The organism is Metallococcus carri, from assembly GCF_011440275.1.
Taxonomy (GTDB): domain Bacteria; phylum Actinomycetota; class Actinomycetes; order Actinomycetales; family Dermatophilaceae; genus Metallococcus; species Metallococcus carri.
Genome location: NZ_JAAOIV010000005.1, coordinates 26,702 through 39,927, shown reverse-complemented (window position 1 = coordinate 39,927; position 13,226 = coordinate 26,702). Strand labels below are relative to the sequence as shown.

The 13,226-nt window shown below is 70.3% G+C and carries 12 protein-coding genes; all 12 read right to left on the bottom strand.

Features of this window, described 5'->3' with window-relative positions:
• Positions 1–3: 3 nt before the first annotated feature.
• Positions 4–930 (bottom strand): 2-hydroxyacid dehydrogenase, encoded by a 927-nt coding sequence (locus G9U51_RS08005; protein ID WP_166195764.1) that lies wholly within the window; start codon positions 928–930, stop codon positions 4–6.
• Entirely contained in the window at positions 927–2,441 is a 1,515-nt protein-coding gene (gene gatB / locus G9U51_RS08000) for an Asp-tRNA(Asn)/Glu-tRNA(Gln) amidotransferase subunit GatB (protein ID WP_166195762.1), read from the bottom strand. The genes G9U51_RS08005 and gatB overlap by 4 nt, the downstream gene beginning before the upstream one ends.
• The gene (gene gatA / locus G9U51_RS07995; protein ID WP_166195760.1) at positions 2,438–3,949 is read right to left on the bottom strand and encodes an Asp-tRNA(Asn)/Glu-tRNA(Gln) amidotransferase subunit GatA; all 1,512 of its coding nucleotides are present in this window, start codon (positions 3,947–3,949) and stop codon (positions 2,438–2,440) included. The genes gatB and gatA overlap by 4 nt, the downstream gene beginning before the upstream one ends.
• Positions 3,950–3,976: 27 nt before the next feature.
• Positions 3,977–4,273 (bottom strand): Asp-tRNA(Asn)/Glu-tRNA(Gln) amidotransferase subunit GatC, encoded by a 297-nt coding sequence (gene gatC, locus G9U51_RS07990; RefSeq protein ID WP_166195758.1) that lies wholly within the window; start codon positions 4,271–4,273, stop codon positions 3,977–3,979.
• A gap of 198 nt (positions 4,274–4,471) precedes the next feature.
• A complete protein-coding gene (locus G9U51_RS07985) occupies positions 4,472–5,245 on the bottom strand; it encodes a metallophosphoesterase family protein (protein WP_166195756.1) in 774 nt (257 codons plus the stop codon).
• Between the two features lie 197 nt (positions 5,246–5,442).
• Entirely contained in the window at positions 5,443–5,925 is a 483-nt protein-coding gene (locus G9U51_RS07980) for a mycothiol transferase (protein ID WP_166195754.1), read from the bottom strand.
• The gene (locus G9U51_RS07975; protein WP_166195752.1) at positions 5,925–6,521 is read right to left on the bottom strand and encodes a DUF4333 domain-containing protein; all 597 of its coding nucleotides are present in this window, start codon (positions 6,519–6,521) and stop codon (positions 5,925–5,927) included. Before G9U51_RS07975 ends, G9U51_RS07980 begins: the two co-directional genes overlap by 1 nt.
• 145 nt (positions 6,522–6,666) lie before the next feature.
• A complete protein-coding gene (gene ligA, locus G9U51_RS07970) occupies positions 6,667–8,901 on the bottom strand; it encodes an NAD-dependent DNA ligase LigA (protein ID WP_407941429.1) in 2,235 nt (744 codons plus the stop codon).
• 33 nt (positions 8,902–8,934) lie between these two features.
• Complete coding sequence (locus G9U51_RS07965) at positions 8,935–9,918, bottom strand: uroporphyrinogen decarboxylase/cobalamine-independent methonine synthase family protein (RefSeq protein WP_166195748.1); 984 nt, start codon at positions 9,916–9,918, stop codon at positions 8,935–8,937.
• Positions 9,918–10,592, bottom strand: coding sequence for a septum formation family protein (locus tag G9U51_RS07960; protein WP_166195746.1), 675 nt, complete (start codon positions 10,590–10,592; stop codon positions 9,918–9,920). Before G9U51_RS07960 ends, G9U51_RS07965 begins: the two co-directional genes overlap by 1 nt.
• Positions 10,593–10,920: 328 nt before the next feature.
• Positions 10,921–12,012 (bottom strand): tRNA 2-thiouridine(34) synthase MnmA, encoded by a 1,092-nt coding sequence (mnmA, locus tag G9U51_RS07955; RefSeq protein ID WP_166195744.1) that lies wholly within the window; start codon positions 12,010–12,012, stop codon positions 10,921–10,923.
• Positions 12,012–13,214: a cysteine desulfurase family protein gene (locus G9U51_RS07950; protein ID WP_166195742.1), complete on the bottom strand. Its 1,203-nt coding sequence runs from the start codon at positions 13,212–13,214 to the stop codon at positions 12,012–12,014. Before G9U51_RS07950 ends, mnmA begins: the two co-directional genes overlap by 1 nt.
• Positions 13,215–13,226: the final 12 nt, after the last annotated feature.

The window sequence follows — 13,226 nt, the reverse complement described above, 5'->3', positions numbered from 1 at the left end:
GCCTCAACTCCCCGTCGCGACCACGTGCTCGAGCGCACCGGTCTCGGCATACCGGGTGAGCTGCTCGCGCAGCAGCCGCACCAGGCGCGGCGAAAAAGCCGAGGTGGCTCCCCCCACATGCCCGGTGATCAGCACGCCCGGGCAGGACATCAGTGGGTGCCCGGCGGGCAGCGGTTCGGGGTCGGTGACATCGAGGGCGGCGCGAACCCGCCCCGACGCGCACGCCTCGACCAGGGCCTCGGTGTCCACGACGCCACCACGAGCAACGTTGACCAGCAACGCATTTCGCGGCATACGGGCCAGGAAGTCCGCGTCGACGAGGCGGCGCGTCGCGTCGGTCAACGGGACGATGAGGATGACGATCTCGGCCTCGGGCAGCAGGTCCGGCAGCTCGGACACCGCGTGCACGCGATCAACCAGGTCGTCGCCCTCCCGCGCCGACGAAGCGCAGACGGTCACCTCGACCTCAAACGGCAACAGCCGCCGCACGATCGCCCGGCCGATCGAGCCATAACCGACGACGAGCACCTTGCGGTCGGCGAGGGAGGGCTGCCAGGCCAGGTGCTCCCATTCGCCCCGGTCCTGCGCCCGCACGGCCTGCGGTATGCCGCGCTGCGCGGCCAGGGCCAGCGTCAGCGCCAGCTCCGCGGTGGAGGTGTCGTGCACCCCCTTGGCATTGGCCAGCACCACGCCTTCGGGCAGGTGTGGCAAGGCGTGCTCGAATCCAGCGGTCGGGAGCTGAATCGCCTTGAGCGACTTCAGGTTTCGCAAAACTGCCAGCCGGCGCGAGGACACCTCGTAAGGCGGCACCAAAACCTCGATGTCGTCCCGCGGCGGCGGGCCGCTGAGGTCCCACACGGTGACCGTCAGCCCGGGCAGGTCGGCGATGCCCTCGGCCCAGTCGACCCGCGGCACGCTGACGACGGTCACGACGCGTCCGGGGCCAGCTTGGCGAGGATCAACTCGCGTGCCTTGGCGGCATCGGCCTGGCCCTTCATCTCCTTCATCACCTGGCCGATCAGCGCACCGGCGGCGTTGAGCTTGCCGTCGCGCACCTTCGCGGCGATCGGTTCGTTGGCCGCGATGACCTTGTCGACCGCGGCTTCGAGCGCGGAGTCGTCCTGGACGAGTTCCAGCCCGCGCGTGTCGGCGACCTGCGTGGGTGTGCCCTCACCGGCGATGACGCCGTCCATGACCTGGCGGGCCATCGAGTCGTTGAGCCGGCCCGCCTTGACCAGCCCGTCGAGCTCGGCGACATGCGCCGGCGTGACACCGAAGTCGGAGACCGTCTTGCCCTCGGCGTTGGCGCGGCGGGCGAGTTCACCGCTCCACCACTTGCGCGCACCGGCCGGTGAGGCGCCCGCCTCGACGGTCTGCTCGATGAGGTCGACCGCGCCCGCGTTGACCACATCGCGCATCTCCAAATCCGAATAACCCCAGGCGGATTGGAGTCGCTTGCGACGTTGGGCCGGTGGCTCGGGCAGCGTCTCGCGCAGCCGGTCGACCTCGGCGCGCGAGGGGGCGATCGGCACCAGGTCCGGCTCGGGGAAATAGCGGTAGTCGTCGGCATCCGACTTGGGCCGGCCCGAGGTCGTCACCCCGGTGTCCTCGTGCCAGTGCCGCGTCTCCTGCAGGATCGAGCCGCCGGCGTTGAGGACGGCCGCCTGCCGGCTGATCTCATAACGCACCGCGCGCTCCACCGAACGCAGCGAGTTGACGTTCTTGGTCTCGGTCCGGGTGCCGAACTTCTCCGCGCCCTTGGGCATGATCGAGACATTCGCGTCGCAGCGCATCGAGCCCTGTTCCATCCGAACATCGCTGACGTTCAACGCTTTCAGCAGGTCTCGCAACGCGGCGACATACGCCTTGGCCACCAGCGGAGCCTTCGCACCGGTGCCGGTCAACGGCTTGGTGACGATCTCGATCAGCGGGATGCCCGCCCGGTTGTAATCGACCAGCGAATACTCCGCGCCCTGGATCCGGCCGGTCGAGCCGCCGACGTGCAGCGATTTGCCGGTGTCCTCCTCCATGTGCGCGCGCTCGATCTCCACGCGGTAGGTCGACCCGTCCTCCAGCTCGACGTCCAGATAACCGTCGAAGGCGATCGGCTCGTCATACTGGCTGGTCTGGAAGTTCTTGGGCATGTCCGGGTAGAAGTAGTTCTTCCGCGCGAACCGGCACCAGTCGGCGATCGAGCAGTTGAGTGCCAGACCGATCCGTATGGCGGCCTCAACCCCCTTCTCGTTCACGACCGGCAGCGCGCCGGGCAGGCCGAGGCACACCGGGCACACCTGGGTGTTGGGCTCGGCGCCGAAACCGGTCGCGCAACCGCAAAACATCTTGGTGGCGGTGTTGAGCTCGACGTGGACCTCCAGGCCGAGCACCGGGTCATAGGCGGCGAGCGCCTCGTCGTAGTCGACGACCTCGTCGGTGATGCTCATCGGGATTCCTCCAGTCGCGGTGCCTTGGTCCACAGCGGCGCACCCCACTGCGCTTCGAGGGCGCGCTCAAGGGCGCCGCCGACCTGATAGAGCCGTTCGTCCCGGGTGGCCGGGGCGAGGATCTGCAGGCCGCTCGGCAGCCCATCCTCGTCGGCCAGGCCGTTCGGGATCGAGATGCCGGGCACGCCGGCCAGGTTGGCGGGGATGGTGGCGACATCGTTGAGGTACATCGCCATCGGGTCGTCCAGCTTCTCGCCCAGCTTGAACGCCGTGGTCGGCGCGGTCGGCGTGACGAGCACGTCGACCTGCTCGAAGGCAGCGGCGAAATCGCGCGCGATGAGCGTGCGGACCTTCTGCGCCTGGCCGTAGTAGGCGTCGTAGTAGCCGCTCGACAGGGCGTAGGTGCCGAGGATGATGCGCCGCTTGACCTCGTCGCCGAAGCCCGCGTCACGCGTCGCCGCCATCACCTGCTCGGCGCTCGGCGCGACCACGCCCTCCGGACCGACCCGCAGGCCGTACCGCATGGCGTCGAATTTGGCGAGATTGGACGATGCCTCGCTGGGCAGGATCAGGTAGTAGGCGGCCAGGCCCTTCTCGAAGGAGGGGCAGCTCACCTCGACGATCTCGGCGCCGAGCTCGGCCAGCAGGTCGAGCGATTCGGTGAACCGGGCGCGCACCCCCGCCTGGAAGCCCTTGCCGGACACCTCCGTGATGACCCCGACGCGCAGGCCCTTGACGTCACCGCGGCGGGCCGCCTCGACCACCGGGGGCACCGGCGCGTCGATCGAGGTCGAGTCCATCGGGTCGTGCCCGCCGATCAGCTCGTGCAGCAACGCCGCGTCGAGCACCGACCGGGTGCATGGCCCGGCCTGGTCGAGCGAGCTCGCGAGCGCGATCAGGCCGAACCGGGAGACCCCGCCATACGTCGGTTTGGTGCCGACGGTGCCGGTGACGGCGGCCGGCTGGCGGATCGAACCGCCGGTGTCGGTGCCGATCGCGAGCGGCGCTTCGAAGGCCGCGACCGCGGCGGACGAGCCACCGCCGGAGCCGCCCGGGATCCGCTCGAGGTCCCAGGGGTTGTGCGTCGGGCCGTATGCCGAGTGCTCGGTGGAGGAGCCCATCGCGAACTCGTCCATATTGGTCTTGCCGAGGATCGGCATACCGGCGGCCTTGAGGCGGGTGACCAGCGTCGCGTCATACGGCGGGATCCAGCCCTGCAAGATCTTCGAGCCCGCGGTCGTCGGCAGCCCCTGGGTCGCCACGACGTCCTTGACGGCGATCGGGACCCCGGCGAGTGCGGGCAGCGTCTCGCCCGCGGCCCGCCGGTCGTCGATGGCGCGAGCCGTGGCGAGGGCACCCTCGGCGTCGACGTGCAGGAATGCGTGCACCGCGCCGTCGACGGCGGCGATGCGATCCAGGTGAGCCTGGGTGACCTCGACGGAGCTGAGCTGCTTGGCCGCGAGTGCGTCGGCGAGGTCAGCGGCGGAGGTGTGGATGATGTCGGTCAACGTGTCGCCTTCGAATTCCGTTGTGGGTCAGTCCTCGTCGAGGATGCGCGGCACCTCGAAGCGGCCAAGATCGCTGGCTGGAGCATTGGCGAGCGCCTGCTCCTGGGTCAGGCTGGGGCGCACCTCGTCCGGCCGGGTGACGTTGACCAGCGGCAACGGGTGCGACATCGGCGGCACGTCGTCGGCCGCGATCTCGTTGACCTGGCCGACATAGCCGACGATCTGGTCCAGCTGGCCGGCGAGCTTGTCCAACTCCTCGTCGGACAACTGGATGCGGGCGAGCATCGCGACATGCGCGACCTCGTCACGGGAGAGCGAAGACATGCCGGTCAGTTTATGGGTGCGCGTATGCCGCCCGCCCGGCCCGTCCGCATCTGCGCACCTGTCGGGCTGTGGCGGGCACCCGCCGTCGCGACATCTGGCACGCCGCCGCACATCTGGCACGGCATACGGTGCCAGTCGCCACCTGCCGTGCCAGTTGTGACATTCGCGTGCCGGATGCGACGGGTCGCCCCGGCGGCCTCACTCGTTCCAGCCGGGGCCACGCCCATCCCGCACACCGAAGGCATCCAAAGCCTCCAGATCGGAGGCGCGGTGCACGACATACTCCTCGACCCATTCGACGACCTGCGGAAAGGAGCTGCCGCCGATGACCGCTGCCCCGGCTGCCTCGGGGTCGATGGGCGTCGTGCGCAGGTGCACGCCGCGGCTGTCGAGGAGCGCCCAGGGCACGCCGGTGCTGCCGTACGGCATACCCGTGCTCCCGCTATTGACCACCCAGCGCCGGTCGACCAGCCGCGCGAACGGCATATGCGTGTGCCCGCAACACACCACGCGCACGCTGTCCGGCAGGCCCGCGAAGGCCTCGGCCCAGCGCGACGGCCGGGTGTCGACGAGCACCACCTCGTTGTCGTCGCGCGGTGAGCCATGGCAGAAGAGCACCTCACCGACCCCGGTCAGATCGACCGTCCACGGGTGCGGCAGGCTCGCCAGCAACTCGACCTGCTCAGCGGACAGTTGCTGCGCGGCCCACCGGTCGATCGCGGGCAGGCCGGGCGGCGCCGTCTCGCCCCGAGCCAGCGCCACCAGGTCGCGGTCGGCGTTGCCGCGCACCAGCTGCACCCGTTCGCCGAGGCCGACCAGCCGGTCCAGCACCTCCCCTGGTTGCGGCCCGGCCGCGAGGTCCCCGGTCACCACGACCAGATCCGCGGCCTGCACGTCCGGCTCGGCCAGCACCGCCTCCAGCGTCGGCAACACGCCATGGGTATCGCTGAGCACCGCAATCGTGTGGACCATTCACCCACCCTCGTGCCCGGCCGGTCTCGGCGCCAGCGCTTTCGCCCAGGGCGCAACACCCAGATCAGGAGTGGGGGTGCCGCTCGGCTGCGACTCAGTGACGTTTCGCGAGGAACTACTGACGTTTCGCGGAGCACAAGTGACGCTTCGCGGAGCACTACTGACGTTTCGCGGAGCACAAGTGACGTTTCGCGGGATCAGCGGGGGTCGGCGCGCACCAGATCGGCCGTCAGGTCCAGGTGTCCGCGATGCTGAGCCAGCTCCTCGTACAGATGCATCAGCACCCCGCCGCAGGTGCGCACCGCCCGCAGTTGTTCCGGCGTCCAGTGATCGCGGCGACCGGTGACGGCATACGGCCGAGCTCCGTCGAAGCCCGCCAGATCCTCGGTGAGTTGCGCTCGCTGCCGGCGCACGCGCTGCACGAGCTCGGCCACGCGCCCGGTCGCGCGGAACTCCGCCTCCCGATCGCGCTCGATCTCCCGCCCGGCGAGTCGCGCGCCGGCCCAGTACTCGATCACGCCGAGACAGTGCGTGACGATCGCGTATGCCGAATTCGCCCCCGGCAGATCCGGCCGACGGTTGACCAGCTCGTCCCCGAGCGACTCCACGGTGGCGCACATCCCGTCGAGCGCGAGGTCGATGTGGTCGAGCACAGCCTCGATCGGGATGTCGGTGCTCATCAGTTTTCCTCGAGGGTGAAGCTGCCGTCGGTGCCGGTGAAGGTCACGGTGAGACCGGTGTCCCAGCCTTCGACTTTGCCCTTGCAGTTGCTCGTCGCGCCGTCCTGCAAGGCGGCAACGTCGTCGCAGTTCATCGTCGCCGACCCGCCGTCCTTGTCATACGCGTCCTGCACCGCGGTCGCGATCTGCTGCCCCGACACCGGTTGGCCTGCCGACACCTGCGGAACCTGTCCGTCCAGCGTGTACCCGCCCTCCATCGGGCCGACACCTGCCGACAGCGCGACCACCAGAGCTGCCGCCGCCAGCAGGCAGGCGACGCCGCTGAGCACCACCGCAACCACCCCGAGGGTGCGCCCCGGCCGCGGCTGGGCCACTGCCGAGCCGCTCGATGGATAACCCCCGGCGCCATAGACGGGGTATGCCGGGTGCGCGGCATACGGACCGCCCGGCGGACCCGACCACGCGGGCCCCGACGCAGGCAACGGCGGCGCGGGCTGCGCCGGCGCGGACCACGCGGCTGGTTGTTGCGGGACCGGACGGGTCGTCGCGTCGCCTGAGGGTGGCGCCCAGGGGTCGGGTGCTTCGGTCGCGGACATGGCCGCAGCGTAGGGCCACTCCGGCGAAGCGGCGCGCATTCCCGCCCGCTCGGGCGGTGATGACTGCCCGCTCGGGCGGTGATTACTGCCCGATCGGCAGATCGCTCGCTTGATCGTCGCTCGGCGGTGTTCTCTCGCCGGCTCCTCAGCGCTCCGATCCGCCTCGCCCGCTCGGCAGATCAGTCGCTTGATCGTCGCTCGGCGGTGGGCCGTCGGCGAGAAGGGCCTTGAAACCGTCCTCATCGAGGATCGGCACCCCCAACTGCTCGGCCTTGTCCGCCTTCGACCCGGCGTTCGCGCCGATCACCACGAAGTCGGTCTTCTTGCTGACCGAGCCGGCCGCCTTGCCGCCGCGAGCGATGATCGCCTCCTTGGCACCGTCGCGGCTGAAGTCCTCCAGCGAACCGGTCACCACGACCGTCAGTCCCTCCAGCGTGCGTTCGATCGACTCGTCGCGCTCGTCGGCCATCCGCACACCGGCGGCGGCCCACCGGTCGACGATCTCGCGGTGCCAGTCGCTCTGGTCGCCGTCGAACCATTCGCGCACCGCCTCGGCGATGACCGGCCCGACCCCCTCGGTCGCCGCGAGGGCCTCGACATCGGCGGTGCGGATCGCCTCGATCGAGCCGAACTCGGTCGCGAGCGCCCGCGCCGCGGTGGGCCCGACATGCCGGATCGACAGCGCGACGATGACCCGCCACAGCGGCTGGGCCTTGGCCTTCTCCAGCTCCGCGAAAAGCTTGTCGGTCGTCGCCCGCGGCACCGCCGGCTTGGCCGCCGTGCCCTTGGTGAAGAAGAAGGGTTCGCGTGCCGGGGGCTGCTCCTCGCCGCCCTTCTTGCGCCGCCGCCATACCGTCACCTCGGCGAGATCCTCGGGGCGCAGGTCGAACAGCCCGGCCTCGCTCGACAGCACCGGTCGCTGCGGCGGGTCCTGGTCGGGATCGGCGTCCTCCGGCCGGCCGTAGTCGGGATCGGTGAGCGCGATCGCCGCCTCCCAGCCCATCGCCTCGATGTCGAAGGCGCCACGCGACCCGAGCGAAAACATCCGCTCCCGCAATTGCGAGGGGCAGGTGCGCGCGTTGGGGCAGCGGATGTCCTTGTCGCCCTCGCGTTCGTAGGCGAGTTTCGTTGCGCACGAAGGACATTCGGTCGGCATGACGAACTCGCGCTCGCTGCCGTCACGCAGGTCGACCACCGGTCCGACGATCTCCGGTATGACGTCGCCGGCCTTGCGCAGCACCACCGTGTCACCGATGAGCACGCCCTTGCGCTTCACCTCGAAGGCGTTGTGCAAGGTGGCCATCTCCACCGTCGAGCCGGCCACCTTGACCGGCTCCATCACGCCATACGGCGTGACCCGGCCGGTGCGCCCGACATTGACGCGGATGTCGAGCAGCTTGGTGTTGACCTCCTCCGGCGGGTACTTGTAGGCGATCGCCCACCGGGGCGCGCGCGAGGTCGAGCCGAGCGCCCGCTGGGCCGGGACCTCGTCCACCTTGACCACGATGCCGTCGAGCTCGTGCTCCACCGAATGCCGATGCTCGCCGTAGTAGCGGACGAACTCCACCACCTCGTCGGGCTTCGCGACGACCTTGGAGTGATCGCTCACCGGCAGCCCCCACGCGCGCAGCAGGTCATAGGCCTCGCTCTGCCGGGCGATGGTGAAGCCCTCGCGGTGACCGATGCCGTGCACGAGCATCCGCAACGGCCGCGAGGCGGTCACCCGCGGATCCTTCTGCCGCAGCGACCCGGCCGCGGTGTTGCGCGGGTTGGCATAGGGCGGCTTGCCCGCCTCGACGAGTTGGGCGTTGAGCTGCTCGAAGGCCTCGACCGGCAAGAAGACCTCGCCGCGGATCTCCACCCTTTTCGGGATCGCGACGTCCTTGGTGGCCGTCAGCCGCTGCGGTATGACGTCGATCGTGCGCGCGTTGAGCGTGACATCCTCACCGGTCGTGCCGTCGCCCCGGGTCGCCGCGCGGGTGAGCACGCCGTCCTCGTAGAGCAGATTGATCGCTAGCCCGTCGATCTTGAGCTCGCACAGGAAGTGGATGTCGCCACCGGCATCGCGCTCGGCCCGGGCGAGCCACTCGCGCAGCTCGTCCTCGCTGAACACATTGTCCAGGCTGAGCATCCGCTCCAGGTGCTGCGCCGGCGCGAAATCGGTGTTGAACGCCCCGCCGACCTTCTGGGTCGGGCTGTCCGGCGTGCGCAGCGCGGGATGGGCGTCCTCCAGCTCGTTCAGCCGGCGCATCAGCGCGTCATACTCCCCGTCACTGACCGTCGGCGCGTCCTTGACGTGATAGGCGAACTGATGCGCGGTGACCTGCTCGGCCAGCTCGGTCCACTCGTGCCGGGCGTCGTCGGGGATGTCGCTGCTCACGTGCGCCATCCTGCCGCAGCGCGCTGACAGTCGTCAGTCGGTGGCGCGTTCGGCGAGTATGCCGGCCGCCTCGCCGGCCGTGCGCAGTGCGGTCCGCGCCGCCTGCTCGGTGGCGCCCGCCAGGCCGCACGCCGGTGTCACCACGACCTGGGCGAAGCGGTCAGGCTCCAGCCCGAGCCGGTCGAAGCGGCCCAGCAGCGGCTCGGTGATGGCGTCGGGCCGGGCGTCGAGCCGGTCGGTGGGCAGCAGTCCGGCATACAGCGTGCGACCGGATTCGAGCAGACCGGCGATCTCGTCCCACTGCCGATCGCCTGCCAGCGCCGTGTCGAGCGACACGTCCGCGCCGGCTTCAGTGAGCAGGCGCACCGGCACGTCCGGCGCGCAGGAGTGCACGACGACCGGCGCTCCCACGGCGTCGACGATCGCGCGCAGCCCGTCGCGAACTACACCCGGGTCGGCCGCGCGCAGCCGGCCGTAACCGCTCGCGGTGGGGATCGAGCCGGCGAGCACGCCCGGCAGGCCGGACTCGTCCAGTTGCAGCACCGGCTCGATGCCCGGCACGAGCGCGCGGACTCGGGCGAGCTGGTCACGGGCCGCCTCGGCCAGCGACTGGGTCAGGTCCCGCGTTGCGCCGTGGTCGGACAGCATCCGTTCACCGCGCGGCAGCGCGAGCGTCGCCGCGAGCGTCCACGGCCCGGTGAGTTGCACCTTGAACCGGCCGGACCATCCGTCATACGCCTCGGCGACCTCGTCCAGATCTTCGCGCAGGTATGCCGTGGCGCGCCGGGCGTCGCGCCCGGGCGCATCGGTGAGTCGCCACCCGGACGGTTGCAGGTCGACGGCCAGCCCGGGCAGCAGCGCGGCGGTGCGACCGATCAGGTCGGCGCCGGGGCCGCGCCCAGGGAGCTCGGGCAGGAAGGGCAGGTGCCCGTCGGCCAGCATGTCGCGCACGACCCGCACCGCTTCGCGCGGCGAGGTGCCCGGCCACGACCCGATCCCCGACGCGACGGTGGGCATCAGCGCTGCAGCGGCTTCTTGCCGATGCCGGCCAGCGATCCCTTGATCGGCTTGCCGTCGGCGGTCTGCACGAAGCAGACGTAGAGCTGGTTGCCCTGCTTGGTCCAGTTGGGTTCGCCGGCGTGGTTCTCGGCCACAACCAGGTCGCTGCGCTCGACATTGCCGAGGTACTTCTTCACCTGCGGGCGGCAGAACGCCTGCGCCTGCTGCGCGATGCTGGGCCCCGGGAAGGGTGCGCCGAAGGGCGCGGTGAGCTTGGCCCCCACGGCCTCTGACGCGTGCGGCTCGTCGCACCCGATGATCACCGGGTTGTCGTCACTGGCGCGGCCCTTGATGCACAGCTTGTATTTGTTGAAGGCGCCGGCCGGCTTGAGCGCGCCCTTGTTGGCGGTCGTCACGATCTCGTAGCCGCTGTCGTCTTCCTTGGTCAGCGCGATGAGGCAGATGAGTTTGTTGGGGTCGGGCGAGGCCGAGGTCGGGACGGAGTCGGCGATGAAGCGGGTCGCGTTGACCGAACCGCCGAGATAGCCGTAGGCCTGCTGCTGGCAGGTGAAATTGGCCCAGGCCTTGCGCTTGATCAGATCCTTGGCATAGGCCGTGCCGTCGACGATGGCAGACACCTCGAGCTTGTGACCGCTGGTGCAGGGCGTGACCGAGTAATCCTTCGTGCTCACCACACAGTCGCCGACCTTGAAGTTCGCGGCTGTCGAGGACGACGAACTGGACGAGGTGTCCGAACTGGTCGAGCTCTCCGACGAACTCGAGGACGAACTGTCCGAACTCGAGGACGAACTCGAAGAACTCGACGAGGTCGAGGAGCTGGTGCTCGTCGAGCTCGGCGCCCCCACCGTCGGTCCCCCGGAGTCGCTTCCGCACCCGGTCAACAGCCCCGCCCCGATCGTCACGGCGGCCAACGCCGCCGCAGCCGTCTGTCGGCCCATCACTCCCACCTCCGCGTGTTGTGTCCGGGCCTACGACAACGCTGCGGCCCGAACGGTTCCGTCATTGTGTCGTGACACCGACCCGTGTGGCGGCGGTGATCGTCGCCGACCCCACCACCCGGCTGCCGTCATACAACACGATCGACTGTCCGGCGGCCACCCCGCGAGTGCGCCGGTCGAGTTCGGCGACCACCCGGTCACCGTCCACGCGCACCGTCGCGGGCAGCTCCTCACCGTGGGCGCGCAACTGCGCGCCGAGGCGGACGGTGCCCGCGGGAGCCGGGCCGCACCAGCGCAGGTGGTCGCCGACGACGCGGTCCACGCCGAGCAGGTCCGCGGTGCCGACCACGACCGTGTTGCGCTGCGGGTCCACGGAGGTGACATAGCGCTTGGCGCCGTCCGGACGCGGCACCTTCAGCCCCAGCCCCCGCCGCTGACCAACGGTGTAAGCGAACGAGCCTTCATGTTCGCCGACGACCTCACCGGTTTCGTCCACGATCGGACCTGGCTGCGCGCCCAGCCGACCCGCGAGCCACCCGGCGGTGTCTCCGTCGGCGATGAAACAGATGTCGTGGCTATCCGGCTTCTTGGCGACGGAAAACCCGCGCTCGGCCGCCTCCTGGCGGATCTGTGGCTTGGTCGTGTCCCCCAGCGGGAAGAACGAGCGGGCCAACTGCTCGGCGTCCAACACCCCCAGCACATAGGACTGGTCCTTGGCCGCATCCACCGCGCGGTGCAGCTCGCGCCCATGCGGCCCGTCGACGATCTGCGCGTAGTGCCCGGTGGCCACCGCGTCGAAGCCCAGCGCAAGCGCCTTGTCCAGCAGCGCCGCGAACTTGATCCGCTCGTTGCACCGCAAGCACGGGTTCGGGGTGCGGCCGGCCGCGTATTCGGCGACGAAGTCCTCGACCACGTCCTGCTTGAACCGCTCGGCCATGTCCCAGACATAAAACGGTATGCCGAGCCGGTCGGCCACCCGTCGCGCGTCACCTGCGTCTTCGATCGTGCAGCAGCCCCGCGCCGACTCGCGCAGCGTCGCCGCCGACTGCGACAGCGCGAGATGCACCCCCACCACGTCATGGCCGGCGTCGAGCATCCGGGCCGCGGCGACCGCCGAATCGACTCCGCCACTCATGGCCGCGACGACGCGCATCAGCCGCGCCCCGCCGTCGCCTGGTGGGCCCGGCGGGCCCGCTCGACCGCGCCGGGCAGGGCGGCGATCACCGCATCGACATCGGCCTCGGTGCTGGTGTGGCCCAGGGTGAGGCGCAGCGCCCCGCGAGCCTGCTCGTCGGCATACCCCATGGCGAGCAGCACGTGACTCGGCTGCGGCACTCCGGCCTGGCATGCGGACCCGGTCGAGCACTGCACGCCGGCCGCGTCGAGCAGGTAGAGCAATGAGTCACCGTCGCACCCGGGGACGCGCAAATGAACATTGCCGGGCAACCGGTCCTCGGCGCTGCCCTCGGTGTGCGCCCCGCTGAGCTCGATGCCCAGCCCGAGTTGCAGGGCACCCTGAATCAGCTTGTCCCGCAACGCAATCAGTCGTGCGCGCTCGGCATCGAGTTCGTCCGTGGCGGCTGCGACGGCGACGGCGAGGCCACGGATCGAGGCGACGTCGAGCGTGCCGCTGCGCAGCTGCCGCTCCTGACCGCCGCCAAAAGTCAGCGGGGTGAGCTGCACGTCGCGGCGCACCAGCAACGCGCCCACACCCTGCGGACCGCCGATCTTGTGACCGGACAGGCTGAGCAGGTCGGCACCGCACTCACCGAACGCGACCGGCACGTGTCCGACCGCCTGCACCGCGTCGGTGTGGAAGGGCACGCCGCGCTCGCGGGCGGCGGCGGCGACCTGAGCCACCGGCTGGAGGGTGCCGACTTCGTTGTTGGCCCACATCATCGACACCAGGGCGAGCTGATCGGCGGCCTGGGTGATCGCGGCGGCTGCCGCCTCCGCGTCGACCACGCCCGCACGGTCGACCTCAAGCCAGTCGACCTTCGCACCCTCGGCGTCGACCAGCCGGCCGACCGGATCGAGCACGGCGTGGTGCTCGATCGTGCTCACCAGCAGCCGGGAGCGCGCCGGATCGACCGTATGCCGCTGCCGCCACGCGCCGAGCACCGCGAGGTTGTCGGCCTCGGTGCCACCAGAGGTGAAGACGACCTCCGAAGGGGTCGCGCCGAGCCGGTCGGCGATCAGCTCACGCGACTCCTCGACGACCCGGCGGGCAGCCCGCCCGGCGGTGTGCAGGGAAGAGGCGTTGCCGAGGTGACCCATCTGTGCGGCGATCGCTTCGATGACCTCCGGCCGGATGGCCGTGGTCGCAGCGTGGTCGAGATAGGCCGGGGTGGACACGGCCTTAAGTCT

Bases quoted from the DNA above. Each gene is read 5' to 3' on its own strand.
- gatB (WP_166195762.1), bottom strand. From the start codon at position 2,441: ATGAGCATCACCGACGAGGTCGTCGACTACGACGAGGCGCTCGCCGCC.
- gatC (WP_166195758.1), bottom strand. From the start codon at position 4,273: ATGTCTTCGCTCTCCCGTGACGAGGTCGCGCATGTCGCGATGCTCGCC.
- G9U51_RS07985 (WP_166195756.1), bottom strand. From the start codon at position 5,245: ATGGTCCACACGATTGCGGTGCTCAGCGATACCCATGGCGTGTTGCCG.
- G9U51_RS07980 (WP_166195754.1), bottom strand. From the start codon at position 5,925: ATGAGCACCGACATCCCGATCGAGGCTGTGCTCGACCACATCGACCTC.
- G9U51_RS07975 (WP_166195752.1), bottom strand. From the start codon at position 6,521: ATGTCCGCGACCGAAGCACCCGACCCCTGGGCGCCACCCTCAGGCGAC.
- G9U51_RS07965 (WP_166195748.1), bottom strand. From the start codon at position 9,918: ATGCCCACCGTCGCGTCGGGGATCGGGTCGTGGCCGGGCACCTCGCCG.
- mnmA (WP_166195744.1), bottom strand. From the start codon at position 12,012: ATGCGCGTCGTCGCGGCCATGAGTGGCGGAGTCGATTCGGCGGTCGCC.